The 15347-nt window shown below is 69.1% G+C and carries 16 protein-coding genes; 13 read left to right on the top strand and 3 right to left on the bottom strand.

Features of this window, described 5'->3' with window-relative positions; all coding sequences use genetic code 11:
- Positions 1 to 21: 21 nt before the first annotated feature.
- Both ACFYO0_RS34565 and ACFYO0_RS34560 read right to left on the bottom strand, forming a co-directional pair.
- A complete protein-coding gene (locus tag ACFYO0_RS34565) occupies positions 22 to 2067 on the bottom strand; it encodes a flotillin family protein (RefSeq protein ID WP_388684105.1) in 2046 nt (681 codons plus the stop codon).
- A 118-nt stretch (positions 2068 to 2185) separates the two neighbouring features.
- Positions 2186 to 2620, bottom strand: a complete 435-nt coding sequence (locus tag ACFYO0_RS34560; protein WP_388684102.1) for a hypothetical protein — start codon at positions 2618 to 2620, stop codon at positions 2186 to 2188.
- Between the two features lie 611 nt (positions 2621 to 3231).
- On the opposite strand from ACFYO0_RS34560, the gene ACFYO0_RS34555 reads away from it, so the two are divergent.
- From ACFYO0_RS34555 to ACFYO0_RS34545, 3 genes are all read left to right on the top strand, one after another.
- Complete coding sequence (locus tag ACFYO0_RS34555) at positions 3232 to 4026, top strand: hypothetical protein (RefSeq protein ID WP_388684099.1); 795 nt, start codon at positions 3232 to 3234, stop codon at positions 4024 to 4026.
- Between the two features lie 285 nt (positions 4027 to 4311).
- Positions 4312 to 4749, top strand: coding sequence for an NfeD family protein (locus ACFYO0_RS34550; protein WP_388684097.1), 438 nt, complete (start codon positions 4312 to 4314; stop codon positions 4747 to 4749).
- 29 nt (positions 4750 to 4778) lie between these two features.
- Complete coding sequence (locus tag ACFYO0_RS34545; protein ID WP_388684094.1) at positions 4779 to 5888, top strand: SPFH domain-containing protein; 1110 nt, start codon at positions 4779 to 4781, stop codon at positions 5886 to 5888.
- Between the two features lie 198 nt (positions 5889 to 6086).
- Here ACFYO0_RS34545 and ACFYO0_RS34540 read toward each other — a convergent pair whose 3' ends face one another.
- Positions 6087 to 7259, bottom strand: coding sequence for a PucR family transcriptional regulator (locus ACFYO0_RS34540; RefSeq protein ID WP_388684091.1), 1173 nt, complete (start codon positions 7257 to 7259; stop codon positions 6087 to 6089).
- Positions 7260 to 7509: 250 nt separating this feature from the next.
- Here ACFYO0_RS34540 and ACFYO0_RS34535 point away from each other — a divergent pair, with 250 nt between their 5' ends.
- From ACFYO0_RS34535 to ACFYO0_RS34490, 10 genes are read left to right on the top strand one after another with little or no spacing between them, the layout of a single operon-like run.
- A complete protein-coding gene (locus tag ACFYO0_RS34535; protein WP_388684089.1) occupies positions 7510 to 7839 on the top strand; it encodes a hypothetical protein in 330 nt (109 codons plus the stop codon).
- Positions 7836 to 8372, top strand: a complete 537-nt coding sequence (locus ACFYO0_RS34530) for a Na+/H+ antiporter subunit E (protein ID WP_388684086.1) — start codon at positions 7836 to 7838, stop codon at positions 8370 to 8372. Before ACFYO0_RS34535 ends, ACFYO0_RS34530 begins: the two co-directional genes overlap by 4 nt.
- Positions 8369 to 8650, top strand: a complete 282-nt coding sequence (locus tag ACFYO0_RS34525; protein WP_388684083.1) for a monovalent cation/H+ antiporter complex subunit F — start codon at positions 8369 to 8371, stop codon at positions 8648 to 8650. Before ACFYO0_RS34530 ends, ACFYO0_RS34525 begins: the two co-directional genes overlap by 4 nt.
- Positions 8647 to 8961 carry a monovalent cation/H(+) antiporter subunit G gene (gene mnhG, locus ACFYO0_RS34520; protein ID WP_388684080.1) on the top strand — a complete coding sequence of 105 codons (315 nt, stop codon included), beginning with the start codon at positions 8647 to 8649 and terminating at the stop codon, positions 8959 to 8961. The genes ACFYO0_RS34525 and mnhG overlap by 4 nt, the downstream gene beginning before the upstream one ends.
- The gene (locus ACFYO0_RS34515) at positions 8961 to 9953 is read left to right on the top strand and encodes a DUF4040 domain-containing protein (protein WP_388684079.1); all 993 of its coding nucleotides are present in this window, start codon (positions 8961 to 8963) and stop codon (positions 9951 to 9953) included. Before mnhG ends, ACFYO0_RS34515 begins: the two co-directional genes overlap by 1 nt.
- Positions 9950 to 10405: a cation:proton antiporter subunit C gene (locus tag ACFYO0_RS34510; RefSeq protein ID WP_388684076.1), complete on the top strand. Its 456-nt coding sequence runs from the start codon at positions 9950 to 9952 to the stop codon at positions 10403 to 10405. Before ACFYO0_RS34515 ends, ACFYO0_RS34510 begins: the two co-directional genes overlap by 4 nt.
- Positions 10402 to 11877 carry a monovalent cation/H+ antiporter subunit D family protein gene (locus tag ACFYO0_RS34505; protein ID WP_388684074.1) on the top strand — a complete coding sequence of 492 codons (1476 nt, stop codon included), beginning with the start codon at positions 10402 to 10404 and terminating at the stop codon, positions 11875 to 11877. The genes ACFYO0_RS34510 and ACFYO0_RS34505 overlap by 4 nt, the downstream gene beginning before the upstream one ends.
- Entirely contained in the window at positions 11870 to 13351 is a 1482-nt protein-coding gene (locus tag ACFYO0_RS34500) for a proton-conducting transporter membrane subunit (protein WP_388684071.1), read from the top strand. The genes ACFYO0_RS34505 and ACFYO0_RS34500 overlap by 8 nt, the downstream gene beginning before the upstream one ends.
- Positions 13348 to 13674, top strand: coding sequence for a hypothetical protein (locus ACFYO0_RS34495; protein WP_388684069.1), 327 nt, complete (start codon positions 13348 to 13350; stop codon positions 13672 to 13674). Before ACFYO0_RS34500 ends, ACFYO0_RS34495 begins: the two co-directional genes overlap by 4 nt.
- Positions 13664 to 15346: a Na(+)/H(+) antiporter subunit D gene (locus ACFYO0_RS34490; RefSeq protein ID WP_388684066.1), complete on the top strand. Its 1683-nt coding sequence runs from the start codon at positions 13664 to 13666 to the stop codon at positions 15344 to 15346. Before ACFYO0_RS34495 ends, ACFYO0_RS34490 begins: the two co-directional genes overlap by 11 nt.
- The last annotated feature ends 1 nt before the right edge of the window (position 15347 follow it).

Raw genomic sequence — 15347 nt, 5'->3', positions numbered from 1 at the left:
GCAGCTCCCGGCCATGGGTCATCAGAGCCTGGCGCTGCCGTTGACCGCAGCGAGCGGAGTATCGGTCAGGCCCAGCTCCCCTGCCTTGTCCAGCAGTTGCTGGAGCTGTCCGGTGTTCGCGCCACCGCTCTTCATCAGCTGCATCAGCACGGCGGAGACGGTCAGGTTCTGCACGTCGGCTGTCGAGACCGAGCCGAGGACACGGCTCAGGTCGTCGGTGAAGCTGGAGGTGCCGTCCAGCCAGGGCTTCGCCAGCGCCTGCGCGGTCTCGGAGTGCTGCACGAAGCTGTCGACGCCCTTGCCGAGCGCGATCGAGGACACCAGACGGTCGAAGAAGACCGACTCCCCGCCGACGATGTTGATGTCGGCGTTCTCCAGGCCGGTGGCGAGCACTGTGGCCTGCGCCTCGGCGACCTGCCGCTGCACGTCCAGACCCGCGAGGCGGATGTCCTTCTCGGCCTCCAGCCGCAGCCGGTACTCCTCGTGTTCGCGGGACGCGTCGTCCAGTGCGGCCATCGCGACGGCCTTCTCGGTCAGACCGGCGGCCTCGGCCTTCAGCCTCTCGCCGATGCCCTCCGCCTCCGCGAGCGCCTTCGCCCGGGAGCCCTCCGCCTCGGCCCGCATCCGCGCTTCGGCCGCCTCCGCCTCCGCACGGCCGGCCTTCTCGATGACCTCCGCCTCCTTGTCGCGGACCTGAACGGCAGCCAGACCCTCGGCTGCGCACTCGGCCTGAATGCCCTCGGCGAGTCGCAGCTTGGCCTGGGCGTCGAGGTCGGCACTCTTCAACCGGGCCTCGGCCAGGGTCAGTTCCTCCGCTGCGCGGTGCACGGCTGCCTGCTCGGCGGCCTCGGCGGCCTTGATGTCCTTGACCAGCTTCTCCTGCGCCTCCCCCTCGGCGGAGATGATCAGGGCCTGCCGCTGCCGCTCGGCCTCCTCCACGGCACGCAGCTTCTTGATGGACTCCTCCTGCTCGGCGACCGTACGGTCCACGGCGACCCGCTCGCGGATGACCTCGGCGATCTCCCGCTTCTCCGCCTCGACCTCCTTTTCGGCGGCGATCCGGGTCAGCTGTGTCTCCCGCTCGCGTGCGATGACTTCGAGGAGCCGGTCCTTCTCGATGCGCTCGTTCTCGATGGCGATGACCCGCTCGCGGTTCTTCTGCGCGACGGCGACCTCGCGGCCCTGGTTCTCGCGCTGGATGCCGAGCTGCTCCTCGGTCTTCAGGAAGGCGCCCTGCGAGCGCAGCCGCTCTTCCTCCATCACCCGCGCCGTCTCGGCCTCCTCGCGGGCCCGTACGGTGTCGATCTCCCGCTTCTGCTTGATCTCGGCGTCGGCCTGGCGGCGCTCCAGTTCCAGGATGGCCTCGCGGGCGTCGACGTTCTGCCGGGTGATCTCCTTCTCCTCGGTGCGCTGTGCCTCATTGGTGCGCACATGCTCCACGGCCGTCAGTTCGGTGATCTTGCGGATGCCCTGGGCGTCCAGGACGTTGGCCGGGTCGAGCTGGCTCAGCGGCGTCTGCTCCAGGTAGTCGATCGCCGCGTCCTCCAGGTGGTAGCCGCTGAGGTCGACGCCGATGACCTCGATGATCCGGTACCGCAGTTCCTCGCGCTTGGTGTACAGGTCGGTGAAGTCCATCTGCTTGCCGACGGTCTTCAGCGCCTCGGAGAACTTCGCGTGGAACAGCTCCTGCAGCGTGTCCCGGTCGCTGGCCCGTACCGTGCCGACGGCCTGGGCGACCTTGATGACGTCCTCGACGGTCTTGTTGACCTTGACGAAGAACGAGATCCGGATGTCGGCGCGGATGTTGTCCCGGCAGATCAGCCCGTCTCGGCCGGCCCGCGTGATCTCGATGGTCTTCACCGAGATGTCCATCACCTCGGCCTTGTGCAGCACCGGCAGCACGACCTGCCCGGTGAAGGTCACATCGACCTTCCGAAGCTTGGAGACGATCAGCGCCTTGCCCTGCTCCACCTTGCGGAACAGGCGGGAGACGACGAACAGCACGGCGACCGTGACGAGCAGGACAGCGGCGACGGTCACACCGATGCCCGCAGTGGTTGCATCCATACGAAATCCTTGAAGTCTGCGATGAGTTGACGCCTCGACAGAGAGGCGAAGCGGCCCGCGCGGCCGCGGACAAGTGCGTGACAGGTATGGCCCAGCGGTTCCACCGCGGGCAGTCGGCTCAGCCGCGAGCGCTGCGACTGCCGGGGTCGAACGGAGTGCCGTTGGCCAAGTCCCGTTGTCGCGGCCTGTGTTCGCCTGAGAACTGTCTGGTGAGTGGAGCCACGAGGCAACGTGTCACTGACCAGGCGACGAGTGCGGACAGAGCGAGCAGCGCGACGCGGGCCACGGCGGCGCCGAACCCTGTCACGCCGGCCCGGTCCATCACGACCAACCCAGTGAGGCTGACGAGCCAGCCGCACACCGTGACGACGAAGGCGGCAACGGTGACCGGTACTCCTCCGAGCGCCTTGGCCAGCGCTGGGGCGTCGGCATCGAAGTCGCGTACGCGGACCCGGCCCAGCAGGACCAGAAACCAGAAGCCGAGTGCGACCACCAGGGCAGAGGTGAAGATGACGGTGGGGAACTGCGCGGCGGCGTCGATGATCTCCAGCATCCCGCACCCCCCAAGTCTCGCTGTAGCGTCCAGGTACCCAGAGCCGTTGCCGGAGCTGAGCACCGGGACGTCCCCGTGTTTGCGCCGAGACCATTGTGAAGTGGCGTTGCTCCTCACCGCATTGCCGCGTTCCGGCAGCCTTGACGTCTCGTTGATGCCGGACTGCGATACCCGGACAGTCGACCGAGCCGGCGGTGGCTACTCGGCTCCTACGTCGTGACCAGTTCCGGTCGCGAGGCGTGCACTCAGCTGTCGCCGTCTCGTTCTCGTTCGTGCCGGTATCGGGGGAAGGAGAAAATCCCGCGGGAAAGGCAGCGGGCGTCACCCCGTCCAATGCCACCTCGGGCCGCTGCCGCAAGTCGACGCGGAACGGCACGGATGCCGCCGCCCACAGCAACCAGTCTTCGGCAAGGGCCCCCGGTTGTGTCCCGGAGGCGCTGACGCACCGCGTTGCCGTGACGACCTGCTATGTCCGGATAGTCAGTACTGCCATCGTGGCCGTGCCCCTGGGAACACCGGGCGGAACGCCCGGAACCCGGCAACCAGACCGAGCCGGTCACTGCCTGACCGCCCCACTGACCCAGGACCCGTAAAACAGTGACCCTTGGCGCATGGCTCGCTTCCAGCACACCGTGACGCTCGCCCCGGTGCCCCGCCACTGGTTCGAGTCGTGCGTCGTCACGCTCCACGACCTCGCGGAAAGCACCGAAGCCGAAGGCGCACGGCTACGGCTGCCCGACGGACGGAGGCTGCCCGAACTACTCCTGGCGGGAGGAACCCACCTGCGGCCGGGCTCCCGCTACCACCTCGAGAACGACGACGGCAGCGGACCGGACAGCGACCAGACGCTCACGATCCTGGCCTGGGACCGGAAGCGGGAGACGGCCCTGGAACTCGTCACGCTCGACGACGATCCCGGCGGCCCCGGTCACATGGCCTGCACGCTCCGGCTCACGAGCGCCGAACGGCCGCGCGAGGCAAAGCTCTCGGTGACCGTGCAGGCAGGCGTCGGCTCATGGACGAAGTACGCCGGCGGCAGCGGACGCCTGCACCTCGACCTCGGCAAGTGGTGGCTGTCGGCAGCGGGCCGCGGCCGCCCGACGGCCACGCCCCTGACCGGCAGACTCGACCATGCGCTCGCCCGCGCCACGGTGACGGCCGTGCCGCGCCCAGCCGACGACGGACGCTGGCGCGTCACCGTCAAGGCACGAGTCAGGGGCCGCTCCTTCGCCCGCCTGCTGCTCCCCCTCGCCATGACGTTCATGGGACGGCGGGCACGCGGGGCCTTCTCCAGCGCGCTGGACGACGCGGCGAATCAGTGGAACGACCAGGTACTGGAGCTGGTCAGCAAGGACATGGAGCAACTTCCCCTGGAACTCGTCGAGTCGCTGTTTCGCCACCGATGAGCAACGGGCAAGCCCCTCGCTGGGCACGTGAAGGAGATCCGGGCGGCCTCTGGAGGGCTGTCTCGTCGCTCGGCCCCGCGCAGCAAGGTCCCGCCGGATACCTCCGACGGGACCGCTGTAGCCCCGCTTCCCGGGATCTCCTCGTCAGCGGGCCGACCCTGCCCGCAGGCACCCCGCAGATCAGAGCAAGACCCTTAACGATTGAGAACCACAGCTGCCGTGCCTGTCTGCCCGGCGTTCCGGGAGGTAGCTTGGTGGAGATGGCCCCTGAAGGAGGGCGATTAGATGCCGTGGTTCGTATGGCTGCTCACCGCCGCGGCGCTGGGTGCCGCGGAGTTCTTCACCCTGACACTGGTCTTCGGGTTGCTGGCGGGCGCTGCGTTGGTTGCCGCCGTAGTCGCCGGCGTGGGCGTCGGCCTTCTCGGCCAGCTCCTGGCCCTCGGAGCAGCGGCGGCAGCGGGCCTCGTCATCGTCCGTCCCATCGCGCTGCGGCATATGGCACAGCAACCCCTCACACGCGAGGGCAGTGATGCGCTGATCGGCAAGCGGGCCGAGGTCATGCAGGAGGTCACCGCAACCCGCGGCCTGATCAAACTCTCCGGCGAAGAGTGGTCCGCCCGCGCCCTCGACGAGAGCCTTGTGATCCCGGTGGGAGCGCTGGTGGATGTCATGGAGATCGAAGGCGCCACGGCCATCGTCTACCCCCGCGAACTCCTTCCATGAACGGCTGAACACATAGCAACGGAGGCACTGTGGATCCAGTTGTCGTCCTCATTCTTGTGGCGGCCCTTGTTGTCGTCTTCCTCGTGGCCTCCACTGTGCGGATCGTCCCGCAGGCGCGCCGCTACAACATCGAGCGGTTCGGCCGATATCGCCGGACGCTGCAACCCGGGCTGAACCTGGTCCTGCCGGTGGCGGACCGCATCAACACCAAACTCGACGTGCGCGAGCAGGTCTATTCGTCCGACCCCAGGCCGGTGATCACCGAGGACAACCTCGTGGTGAACATCGACACCGTGCTCTACTACCAGATCACTGACCCGCGGGCGGCGGCCTACGAGGTCGCTGATTACCTCCAGGCGATCGATCAGCTCACCGTGACCACGCTGCGGAACGTCATCGGCAGCATGGACCTGGAGGAGACGCTCACCTCGCGCGAGGAGATCAACTCCCGGCTCCGCGCCGTCCTCGACGATGCCACCGGCAAGTGGGGCATCCGGGTCAACCGTGTCGAGATCAAGGCCATCGATCCGCCGCACACCATCAAGGAAGCGATGGAGAAGCAGATGCGGGCCGAGCGTGACAAGCGCGCGGCCATCCTGCACGCCGAGGGGGAGCGGCAAGCCAAGATCCTTACCGCTGAAGGCACGAAGCAGAAGGACATCCTGGAGGCACAGGGCACGCAACAAGCCATGATTTTGCGGGCGGACGGCGAGGCAAAGGCGGTGGAGCTCGTCTTCCAGGCCGTCCATCGCAACAATGCCGACCCGAAGGTCCTGGCCTACAAGTACCTGGAGACGCTCCCACACCTGGCGAGCAGCGACAACAACACGTTCTGGGTGATCCCGGGGGAGCTGACCGAGGCAGTTCGGACCGTCACCACTGCGTTCGGTGATCAGTCGGCGGCGGGTCCTCCCAAACCGGCGCAACCTGAGGAGGCAGCCACCGCCGACGCTGACGGCACCTCGCAGGAAGGCGGGATTCCGGAGCTCGGTGCAGGCTCGGCGGTTTCGCTCGAGGCTGCGGCGGCTGCTGACGAGGCCGAGAAACAGGCCGCCGCCGCGGTGAGCGACGCCAAGGCGGAGGCCGAGGCCGCGATGTCGCCCCAGATGCCGCGCCGGGGGCAGACGTCCGGCGGTTGAGCAAACGCTCGGCTGTCGCCAGGGGCCGCCGTGAGACACCTCAGGCAACTGCGTGCCAGTCTTCCTGGTCGCGTCGTCTGCGGCAGTGGCCCTTGGCGCCGGGCGAGGCGGTGATTGCGGAGAAGGCCCAGAGGTAGCCGGCGTCCGCGCCCGCACCACCGCCGGCCGCCGGCGTTCCCGGTGAGGACCGTATCTCGGTCAGGAAGCCTCCGGCCAGCCGAGCAGCTGTGCCCCGAGCACGGCCACCTGCAGAGTGAAGCTCTGTTGCGGGTCGTACGCCGAGTAACCGGTCAACGCCTCGATCCGGTTGAGGCGATAGGTCACGGTCCGTACGCCGACGTGCAGCTTCTGCGCCGCGGCAGTCGCCACCCGGCCCGCTTCGAAGTACGCCGACAAGGTGTTCAGCAGTGTGTCCGGACGAGTGCGTGCCATGCGCAACGGCTCGAGGACGACTTCGACGAGGTCGGCGAGCGCGGCTCTGTCACGGATCAGCACCTGGTAGACGAGCAGTTCGGACGCCCGGTGCACATGACCGGGCAGTTGCAGGCTCTGGCCGATGTGCAGCGCCTGCCTGGCCTGCTCGAAGGACCGCACGGCACCGCCGGGTCCGCGCTGGGGGCGGCCGATGCCGATCCGCCAGCGGTCGTCCGGGCTCAGCGTTTCCGTGAACCGGCCGACGAACTCCTCCACTGCCCCGCGCGTGTCCGGCGCGATGCACACCAGCAGACCGTCCTTGGTCGTCACGAGGACGTCCCTACTCGCCGGGTCGCGGTCGATGACCGACTCCATCTGGCGGGTCACCGGACCGCCGTCGACGAAGCGCTCCGCGCCCGCCGCCACGACCACCACGTAGCTGCCCGCGAGCCGTAGGCCGTACCGTTCGGCACGTTCCGCGAGGGTCTCCAGCCTGCGCCCGTCCAGGAGGTCGTCGACGAACTCGCGCCGGAACGACTCCTCGCGGCGCAGCGACCAGCGTTGTGCCTCCTCGTACCCTTCGGCGACCGCCGTGATGACGGCGTCGGTGGCGTGGAAGACCGCCTCACCGATGTGGCGCAGTGCGTCCGCGTCCGCCGCTGCTCGCACACCGGGCAACGAGGGCCAGGCGAGCGATGTCGCGCTCAGGTAGAGGTCGATGACGCCGCGCATGGGCACGTCCTGCTCGGCCGCGCGGGCACCGATGTCGCGCAGCCGCCGGAGTTCGTCATGGCCGAGCTGTCCTCCCGTGCTGACCCTCGCCAGCATGGCCGGGTAGCCGTCCAGCAGATCCGCCGGCACGCCGCGCGCCTGCTGGCTCGCCCGCCGGGCGAGGTCGGCCGGGCCGGGTAGCTGCGCACCGGCAGGGGTGGAGTCCGGGGGAGTCTCCCGCGTCATGGAAGTTCGGTCCCCTCTTCGTACGGCGGCACACGGGACAGCTTGCTCTGTCCGGTGACGAACCACCAACGGCTGCGGAGTCAGGGGCGCACCAAAGCGTGGCATATGACGCTCTTTGCCGACGGTCGGCAAAGAAGACAGGCCGTTGATTGTCAGCGTCGGCCGTTGGCCGGGATCACGCGTTAACGGAGAATCAAGAGGGAACCTGCTGGACCTGCCCGTGTTGGCGTTTCGATGTCGGGAGACGATCATGAATGCTGCCGATGTCGTCGAGACGTTGCCGACCGCACAACCGGGAGACGGTGCTCTGTCCGCCGTGCGGGTGGTGGCCCGGCATGGCCTGCCCGGTCTCGTTCGCACCGAAGAACGAGGCGAGGTGGTCGGCTGCGTGTCGGTGGTGGGCCCGCTCAGGGTGGCACTTCCGCGCTGTCTGTGGAACGAACCCCGCCTCGCCCGAGTGATCGACGAAGGACACACCGACCGGATCACCGCGACGCTGACCGGCGCCCGCGTTGGCGATGCGGTCGGCGTCCCCGGCGCTCGGCCGCTCGGCCGACGCGATCGTGAGGGGGCCGTATGACCCAGCTGGACAGCGAAACTCCGCTGGTCGAGCGGACCCGACGCCCCCGGGACAGTGCCGTCCGGAGCCTGCTGCGGATGGCGCCGGTTCCGGCCCTGTTCTGGCTGATTCTGTCCGGGCACTACGACCCGCTGCTGCTGACGCTCGGCGTGCTCTCGGTCGTCGTGGTCTGCTGGCTGATCCGGCGTGCCGCTCTTGACCACCACGGGCTGACGTTGCCCTTCGCGCTGCGCCTGCCGCGCTACTTCCTGTGGCTGAGCGGACAGGTGTTCCTCACGGCGTGCGCGGTGGTACGGAAGGTGTGGTCGCCCCGTATGGACCTGCGGCCCGTCGTGGAGTCGACGCCGGCCGCCGACCTGCCGGAGCGCTCGCTGGTGGTCTACGCGAACTCGATCACCCTGACCCCGGGCACACTCTCGCTCGCCGTCCATGACGACAGCATCGAGGTGCACAGCCTGAAGGGGGCCGACATCGACGCGCTCGGCGACGGAGCCATGCTGAGCCGGGTGCGGCGGACGGAGGCGCGCCGATGATCTTCGCCGTCATGGTGGCGTTGCTCGTCACCATGGTCCTCGCCCTGCTACGCGCATTCCTTGGCCCCGGCCTCTACAACCGTATCCTCGCCATCAACAACTTCGGCACCAAGACCGTGCTGTTCATCGCGGTCGCCGGCTTCCTCTTCGGCCGGCCCGAGTTCCTCGACATCGGCATCCTCTACGCACTGGTCAACTTCGTCGCCACCGTCGCCGTCCTCCGCCTGACGCACTACAAAGAACTGCTGAGCGGCTCGAAGGGAGGCGAGGGACAGTGATCGTCCTCGAAGTGCTGAGCGGCGTCCTGCTGGTCGCCGGTGCGCTGTTCCTGCTCTCCGGCGCGGTGGGCCTGCTGCGCTTTCCCGACTTCTACACCCGTATCCACGCCGTCGGCGTCACCGACTCCGTCGGCGCCGGGCTGATCCTGCTCGGCCTGCTCCTGCGCACGACCGCGTGGGACACCGGGATCCGGCTGGTGATCATCCTGCTCTTCATGGCGCTGACCAGCCCGACCGCGACGCACATCCTGGCACACGCCGCGCGCCGGGACGGGGTACGCGTATGGCGAGAGGGTGACCCACGCCGCTGATGACGACCTTCGGGCTGATCCACTTCGTACTGCTGACCATCCTCACCGCGACGGCCGCCGCCATCACACGGATGCGCGCGCTCTACGGGGCCACCATGCTGGCGGCTCTGTTCAGCCTGGTCACCGCGTGCCTCTTCGTCCTGCTGGACGCCGTGGACGTGGCGTTCACCGAGGCCGCGGTCGGCGTCGGCATCAGCACGGTGCTGCTTCTCGGCGGGCTCGCGCTGACCCGCTCGCGGGAGGCCGTCACCCCTCGTCGGCGGCGCCTGCCCGGGGCGATCGTCGTCCTGCTGACCGGCGGCGTGCTCGCCTACGCCAGCCTGGACCTGCCCGACTTCGGGTCCGCCGGTAGCCCCGTGCACCAGCATCCCGTCACCGAGACCTATCTGCGCGACTCCCAGGAGGACATCGGCATCCCCAACACCGTCACCTCGGTGCTGGCGAGTTACCGCGGACTCGACACCTTGGGCGAGCTGGTTGTCGTGTTCACCGCTGGCATCGCCGTGCTGTCGCTCCTCGGTCCGCTCGCGCGGCCGGAGCAGATGCGGCCGCCCGCTGACTTCCACCTCGCCGACTACCGCGTCATCCGCGTCGTCACCGGCACGCTGATGCCGTTCATCCTGCTGTTCGCGCTGTACGTCCTCTTCCACGGCGACTACGGCCCCGGCGGCGGCTTCCAGGCCGGCGTGATCTTCGCGAGCGGCTTCGTGCTCTACGGCCTGGTGTTCGGACTGGACAAGGCCCAGCAGGTGGTGCCCCGAGCCGCGCTGTGGCTGCTGATCTCGCTCGGTCTGCTGGTCTACGTGGGTCTCGGCCTGACCACAATGCTGCTCGGCGGCTCGTTCCTGGACTACGGCGTCCTCGACCCGAACCACCCCGAGAGCGGACAGCACCTCGGGATCCTGGTGGTCGAGACGGCCATCGGCATCACCGTCGCCTCGGTCATGACCACGATCTTCTTCAGTTTCGCGGCCCGAGGAGTCTCCCGGTGATCGCGACGCACTACGTCTACTGGACGTTCTTCGCCCTCATGCTGATCGGGCTCTATGTCGTCATCAGCCACGGCAACCTGCTGAAGAAGCTGATCGGCCTGAGCCTGTTCCAGGTCGGCGTCTTCCTGTTCTACATCGGCCTCGGCAAGAGGGACGGCGGCAGCGCGCCGATCATCTCGGACGACGTCGAGACGTACTCGCATCCGCTGCCCCAGGTGCTGATCCTCACCGCCATCGTGGTCGGGGTCGCCACCCTCGCTGTGGGGCTGGCACTGGCCGTACGCATCTTCGAGGCGTACGGCACCGTCGAGGAGGACGAGATCACGGAAGACGACAGCACCGGTCCTGACTGCTCCGAAAGCGCCGACGACGACGGCGCCAACGACGACAGCCCCGGCTCCGACGGCACCGGCCGTCCACACGACACCGACCGGCAGGGCAGCGGCTCATGACCCACCTGCCCGTGCTGCAAGTGACGATCCCGCTGGCCTGCGCGCCGCTGTGCGTGCTCGTGCGCTCCCGGACGGCGGCCTGGCTGGTCTTCCTCGCCGCCTCCCTCTTCTCGTTGACCTGCGCCGCCCTGCTCACCGAGCAGGTGGCGGACGAAGGCCCGGTGCGGTACCGGATGGGCGGCTGGCCGGTGCCGGCCGGCATCGAGTTCGTGGTGGGCGACTTCAGTACGCCGATCCTGCTGCTGGTGTCGCTGAGCGCCGCGGTCGCCGCGGTCTACGGCCACCGCAGTGTGGCGGCCGAGATGGACGCCCGGCGCGGCACGCTGCTCTACGCCTGCCTGTGCCTCACGCTGGCGGGGCTGCTGGGCCTGACCATCACCGGGGACGTGTTCAACGCGTTCGTGTTCCTGGAGATCAGCTCGCTGGCGACGTACACGATGATCGCCATGGGGCGGCGCAGGCGCGCGCTGCTGGCCGCCTTCCGCTACCTGGTGATCGGCAGCGTCGGCGCGGTGTTCGTGCTGATCGGCATCGGTCTGGCGTACGCGGTCACCGGCACCCTGAACATGGTCGACCTGGCGCAGCGGCTGAGCGGCAACGACAGCAACCGCGCGGTGCAGGCGGCGGTGGTGTTCGTGTTCGTCGGCCTCGCGGTCAAGATGGCCCTGTTCCCGCTGCACGCCTGGCTGCCGGCGGCCTACGCGGAAGCGCCGTCCGTCGTCAGCACGTTCCTCGCCGCCACCAGCACCAAGGTCGCGATCTACGTGCTGTGCCGGTTCGCCTTCACCGTCTTCGGCACGTCGCTGGTGTTCAACTCGATGCCCGTCGACCGAATCGGCCTGCTGCTGGCCGCCGTGGCCATGCTGGTGGGGTCCGCCGCCGCCTGCCTGCAGAACGATCTGCGGTACGTGCTCGCCTGGTCCAGCATCGCGCAGATCGGCTACATCATGGCCGGGATCAGCCTGGCCACCACGGCAGGGCTCTCGGCGGCGTACCTGCACATCATGGCCCACGCGGTGACCAAGGCGGCACTCTTCGCGACGGCCGGGCTGCTGCTGATGCGGCTCGGCTCGGTGCAGTTGTCCGCCCTGGCCGGGATCGGCCGCCGGATGCCATGGACTTTCGCCGCGTTCGTGGTGGCCGGCCTCGGCCTGATCGGAGTGCCGCCGACCGCGGGATTCGTCAGCAAGTGGGCGCTGGTGACGGCGCTGGTCGAGCGGGACCAGTGGCTCGTGCTCGGCGCTCTGCTGGTCAGCTCGCTGCTCGCGGTGTTCTACGTCGGGCGGGTCGTCGAGATCGCCTGGTTCCGTGAGCCGCCCGAGGGCAGCGCGCCCGCGCGTCCTGCGGCGTCGATGGTCGCGGCCGTGTGGTTCCTCGCCCTGCTGTCGCTGTACTTCGGCATCGACCCGTCGCTGCCGGACAGGCTCGCCGACGCCGCGGCCTCGGCGCTGCTCGGAACGGGAGGTGGGTGAGTTGTTCACCGACTGGACCTCCCCCGACCAGGCCACCGCCCTGCCGGTCGCGGTGGCGCTTCCCCTGCTGGCCTGCGGCGCCGTACTGCTGCTGCGGGACCGTCCGATCGCCCGTGACGTGGCCTCGGTGGTCTGCGGGCTCGCGCTGGCGGGTGTGGTGTTCTCCCTGTGGCCGGCAGCGGAGCGCGGGCCACGCTTCGAGCTGTGGACGTGGCTGCCCGGCCTGTCGCTGGAGTTCGTGCTCGAACCACTCGGGCTGCTGTTCGCCTCGGTCGCCGCCGTGCTCTGGCCGCTGGCCACCGTGTACACGGCCGGCTATCTGCGGGCCGCGCGGGAGCCCGCCCACGCCCGGTTCTTCGCCTATTTCGCGCTGACCATCGCCTCCGCGATGTGGATCGCGCTGTCGGGCAACCTGGTCACGCTGCTCATCGGCTACGAGGTCATGACCCTGGCGACCTGGCCCCTGGTCGCCCACAGCGGCAACGGCGCGGCGCGGCGCGGCGCGCGCACCTACGCGCTGGTGCTGCTGGCCACCTCCATCGGGCTGCTGCTGCCCGCGATCGTGTGGACCTGGGTGCTGGCCGACACCACCGACTTCCGGCCCGGCGGCCTGCTCGCCGGCGAGGCCGGTTCCGGGGTGCTCACCGTGCTCTTCGCCCTCTACGTGTTCGGCATCGGCAAGGCCGCGCTGATGCCGGTGCACCGCTGGCTGCCCGCGGCCATGGTGGCGCCCGCCCCGGTGTCGGCGCTGCTGCACGCGGTGGCCGTGGTCAAGGCCGGCGTCTTCACGATCCTCAAGGTCGCCGTGTACGTGTTCGGCCTGGACACCCTGCGGGAGAGCGGCGCCGCGCGACCGATGACGTGGGTGGCGGCCTTCACGCTGATCGCCGCCGCGGTGGTCGCGGTGCGGGCCGACAACCTCAAGCGGCGGCTGGCCTACTCCACGGTCAGCCAGCTCGCCTACATCGTGCTGGCAGTCACCCTCGCCGACGAGGTCGCGACGGAGGGCGCCGCCCTGCACATGGTCACCCACGCGGTCGCCAAGATCACGCTGTTCCTGTGTGCGGGAGCGATCGCCGTCACGGCCGGGAAGACGCTGGTCAGCGAACTCGACGGGCTCGGCCGCGCCATGCCGTGGACGTTCGCCGCGTTCCTGGTGGCGTCGGTCTCGATCATCGGCCTGCCGCCCACGGGCGGCACCTGGAGCAAGTGGCTGATGCTGCTGGGCACGGCGGAGGCGGACCAGGTGGTGCCGCTCGTGGTGCTGCTGGTGGGCTCGCTGCTCGCCGTGGCGTATCTGATGCCGATCGCGGTGCGGGCGTTCCTTCGGCCACCGAGCGGTTCGCTGCCGCACGGTGAGGCGGCGCCCGTCATGGCCGTACCGCTGGTCCTGACCGCGCTCGGCTGCGTCGCGCTGTTCTTCGGTGCGCAGGCCCTGATCGATCCACTGGCCGGGACACTGGAGCTGCCGTGAACGACGAACACCGGGACGAGTTCCGCCAGGACGACCGACGCCGGCTGGACGATCCGCGCAACGTGACCCGCATCGTGTACGGCCTCGCCGTCCTGTGCCTGCTGGCGCTGGTCGCCGACTTCTTCTACGCCAAGCACCCGTACTTCTCCGTCGAGCACTGGCCCGGCTTCTACGCCCTCTACGGCTTCACGGGCAGCGTGGGGCTGGTGCTCACGGCGAAGGGGCTGCGGAGGTGGCTGCGGCGCGACGAGGACTACTACGAGCCGCCGGAACGGGACGAGGGCGTCGAGGAACTGCCGGGACGGAACCGCGATGATGACTAGCCCCGCTCTGCTGCTGATCGTCGGCGCGGCCGGTGTGCCGTTGCTGCGCGGCCGGCTGCGCCAGGCACTGATCCTGTCGCTGCCGGTGGCGGGCCTGGTCATGCTGTGGCTGCTGCCCGAGGGCACCAGTGCCTCGTTCGCCCTCTTCGGCCTGGAGCTGACCCCGGTGCGGGTGGACGCCCTGTCCCGCCTGTTCGCCACCGGTTTCCTGGTCGCGGCGCTGCTGACCTCGATCTACGCCCTGCACCTGAGGGACTCCCTCCAGCAGGCGGTGATACTCGCGTACGCAGGCACCGCAGTCGGCGGCGCCCTGGCCGGCGACCTCCTGACACTGTTCGTGTTCTGGGAGCTCGCCGGTCTGTCGTCGGCCTTCCTGATCTGGGCGGGGCGTACGGAGCGCAGCTATCGCGCGGGGATGAGATACCTGATCGCGCAACTGATCTCCGGCTTGCTGTTGCTGGCCGGAACGGCACTGCGGGTCCAGGAAGGCCACGGCCTGGAGTTCAGCTATCTCGGGCTGAACGGCCCCGGCGACGCGCTGATCCTGGCGGCGGTGGGCATCAAGTGCGCCTTCCCGTTGCTGCACGCGTGGCTGACGGACACCTACCCGGAGGCGACGGTCGTCGGCACGGTGGTGCTGTCGCCGTTCACGACGAAGCTCGCGGTCTATGTGCTGGCGCGTGGCTTCCCGGGCACCGAGATGCTGATCTGGGTCGGCGCGGCCATGACCGTGTTCCCGATCTTCTACGCCGTGATCGAGAACGACCTGCGTCGCGTGCTGGCGTACAGCATGATCAACCAGCTCGGGTTCATGGTCGCGGGGGTGGGGGTCGGCGGCGCCCTCGGAGTGAACGGCGCGAGCGCGCACGCCGTGGCGGACATGGTGTTCAAGAGCCTGCTGTTCATGGCCATGGGCGCCGTGCTGCTGCGCACCGGCACCGTCAAGGGCTCCGAACTCGGCGGACTCTACAAGTCCATGCCGCAGACGACGGTGCTGTGCATGATCGGCGCGGCATCCATCTCCGCGTTCCCGCTGTTCTCCGGTTTCGCCACCAAGTCGGTGATCATGGAGGCGGTCGGGCAGGAACACCGGACCGTGGTCTGGCTCCTGCTGCTGTTCGCCTCCGCCGGTGTGTTCCACCACGCCGGGATCAAAATCCCGTACTTCGCCTTCTTCGCCCACGACCGGGGGCTGCGGGTGGCCGAGGCCCCGTTGAACATGCGGGTGGCGATGACGATGGCCGCGGTGATCTGCGTCGGCATCGGGGTGGCGCCGAACCTCTTCTACGAGCTCCTGCCGCACACCATGGACTACGCGCCCTATACGACGCCCCACGTGATCAACCAGCTGCAACTACTGCTGCTGGCCTCGATGGCCTTCACCCTGCTCGTACGCACCGGCCTCTACCCCCCGGAGCTCCGCTCGGTGAACGTGGACGCCGACGTGGTCTACCGCCGTGCCCTTCCCTCCGCCTGGCACGCCCTGAGCCGCGCCGTGCCCCGGCTGCACCGGACCGTGGTCACGCCGCTGCGCCACCGCGCCGCGGCCCTGTGGGAGACGACAGTCCGATCGTCGGTGAACGGCAGGGTCATCGCACCGTGGCCGACCCACTCGATGGTCTGGTGGGCCGTACTGCTGCTGGGCGGCGTGCTCCTGCTGGCGTTGCTGTAGT

Source organism: Streptomyces sp. NPDC006365 (assembly GCF_042870755.1).
In the GTDB taxonomy this organism is placed as follows: domain Bacteria; phylum Actinomycetota; class Actinomycetes; order Streptomycetales; family Streptomycetaceae; genus Streptomyces; species Streptomyces xiangluensis.
This window is presented reverse-complemented; position numbering and strand designations above follow the sequence as displayed.